Annotated in this window: 3 protein-coding genes; all 3 read right to left on the reverse strand. The window is 59.5% G+C overall.

The annotated features are described in order from the left end of the window. On the reverse strand, positions 1 to 309 hold a 309-nt coding region (locus MKK52_RS00030; RefSeq protein ID WP_243951706.1), incomplete at its 3' end, for an NAD-dependent epimerase/dehydratase family protein. A gap of 110 nt (positions 310 to 419) precedes the next feature. Then, on the reverse strand, positions 420 to 1,043 hold the full coding sequence (locus MKK52_RS00035; protein WP_243951707.1) for a hypothetical protein: 624 nt from the start codon (positions 1,041 to 1,043) through the stop codon (positions 420 to 422). A 562-nt stretch (positions 1,044 to 1,605) separates the two neighbouring features. Continuing rightward, positions 1,606 to 2,493 (reverse strand): carbohydrate-binding domain-containing protein (locus MKK52_RS00040; RefSeq protein WP_279597551.1); only part of this gene is annotated, 888 nt, incomplete at its 5' end.

A 2,493-nucleotide genomic window follows, 5' to 3' on the forward strand; every position in this document is an offset into this window, starting at 1 on the left:
GCCGATGACGTTGGTGCGCACGAAGGCGCCGGGATCGGTGATCGAGCGGTCGACATGGCTCTCGGCGGCCAGATGCATCACCGCCTGCGGCTGGAAGTCCGCGAAGGCGGCCCGCACCGCGTCGCGGTCGCAGATGTCGGCTTCCACGAGCCGGTGGCGCCCGCTGCTCTCCAGGGGCTTCAGGGAGATCGGGTTGGCGGCATAGGTCAGGGCGTCGAGGGTGACGACCTCGTGCCCGAGATCCTGCACGAGGTGCAGGACGAGGGCGGACCCGATGAAGCCGCAGCCGCCGGTGACTAGGATCCGCATGACACCCCCTCTCGGACTCAACCCGCGCCGGACCCGATCCACGCTGCATGGTATAACGGCGGCACACCACCACGACACGGCCGGGTGCGACCGACTCCCCGCTTGGCCATTCAGGCGGAAGCGGCAGTGCGATCTAAGTCTACAGGCCGTCGAGGAGAAGTCTCGCCAGGGCCGTTCAGCTCACCATACCCCTTTTCTTTCGAGGCATTCGAAGGCGGCGCTGCGGGCAGCAAATTCGTCGGTGCAGCAGGCTCGGGCGCCTTTACCGCTGCGGGAGTTCCCGTGGTGAGCCTTTCCGTCTTTGCACCTTCCGGGACGACGGTGAATTGCGCGAGAACTTCAGTGCCTATACGTTGCCGGCTCGCAATCTGCCGCAGTTCAACCGCCGATCCTCGACGAGACGATATGTTCGACTGTAAATGCTGAAGAAGATCTTTGGCGACCTGTAATTTGTAATTTTCTTTTTCAATCTTCGCGAGTCGCAATTTCTCAGCTTCGGCTTCCCTGATCTGCGCTTCTTGCGATAAATACCGCAGCTCCAACGAGACGAGGCTCAGCCGAGACGATGCCCGATCCAATATATCGCTCGTCTGCACTGTCGGGCGCGAGAAGTATAAGTAGAAAGCGTTTGAGAGAAACAAAGCTATCAGGCCGAAAGGCATGATGTCGAATCTTCTATTAAATAAGATCCAACCAATAAATATAATCAGCGCCGCGAGCGCGGATAAATACATCAATAGTCTTCGCAGAGCGACCATGATCGACCATAGATTCAAATTTAAGTTGTTTTCTAATAATATTTGAGGCGAGATTGTGACCAGTCACATTTGCGCGAACCGATATTCACATCTCCCCCCGGAGGAGGACCGGTTCGATGCTATTAAAAACCAACAAGATTATCGGTGATCTCTGTCCAATGATACACAATATCACTGCGCCGGCTTTGGTCCCATTACTCTATTATTGATGCCTGGGAACGATGGGCGTCCACCCCCGGAAATCGCCACGATGCGGCAGGATATATTCAACGTGACCACTCGCGTGAGTTCTCACAAACACAGGGCAGCCCGGAAGAAAAACGGCTTATATTTTACATTGCACGTTATGATCCAATCATACCAAGCGACGAAATCACATCGCGATTAAATGCAACATCACCCACTATTCTCGCTTATGGCGATACATATTCCGGCAATAGCATCAGAAATTACAGAGCATTCGAAATCCAGATCGACCCAACCGTGACAGTAGTTGGGTCGATCGCCACCCGTTCGTATCCCGCGAGAACTTTCTCGCTCAGGCGTGCAGCAAGTCCAAGGTCGGGATTGCCGTCACGTCATGCACGGTCACGGTCTGCGCGCCTGAGCTCAGCATCGAGAGCTTACCGCCCGCGACCGCCGCGCCGTCGTAGGTGGCGCTGTCGAGATAGAGGTTGCGGTCGGTGGCGGCGGTGCCGCCGAAGGCGTCGTTGAGGAAGTTGATGCTGACCTTATGGTCCCCCACCGCCCAATCGCCGTTCACGGTGATCGTGTCGGACTGCCCCGAGGCATGCGCCGCATGGGCCGTCAGGGTGCCGCCGATCTGCTTGCCGTCCACGGAGATCGTGTACTGCGCATCGCCTTTGTAGGCATCCTGGCTGACCTTCAGGACCAGCGTGTCCGACCCCGTGCCGACGTTCATCGTGAACGGCGTCGCGAGAGACGAGGCCGGAGCCGGGATCGCGGTGGTGTCGTGCACGGTCACGGTCTGCGCGCCCGAGCCCAGCAGCGAGAGCTTACCGCCCGTGACCGCCGCGCCGTCGTAGGTGGCGCTATCGAGATAGAGGTTGCGGTCGGTGGCGGCGGTGCCGCCGAAGGCGTCGTTGAGGAAGTTGATGCTGACCTTATGGTCGCCCGCCGCCCAGTCGCCGTTCACGGTGATCGTGTCGGACTGACCCGAAGCGTGCGAAGCATGGGCCGTCAGGGTGCCGCCGACCTGCTTGCCGTCCACCGAGACGGTGTACTGCGCATCGCCATTGTAGGCATCCTGGCTGACCTTCAGAACCAGCGTGTCCGACCCCGTGCCCACGTTCATCGTGAACGGTGTCACGGGCGACGCGGCCGGGGCCGGAGCCGGGATTGCCGTGACGTCATGCACGGTCACGGACTGCGCGCCCGAGCCCAGCAGCGAGAGCTTACCGCCCGC

Source organism: Methylobacterium sp. J-067 (assembly GCF_022829465.1).
Taxonomy (GTDB): domain Bacteria; phylum Pseudomonadota; class Alphaproteobacteria; order Rhizobiales; family Beijerinckiaceae; genus Methylobacterium; species Methylobacterium litchii.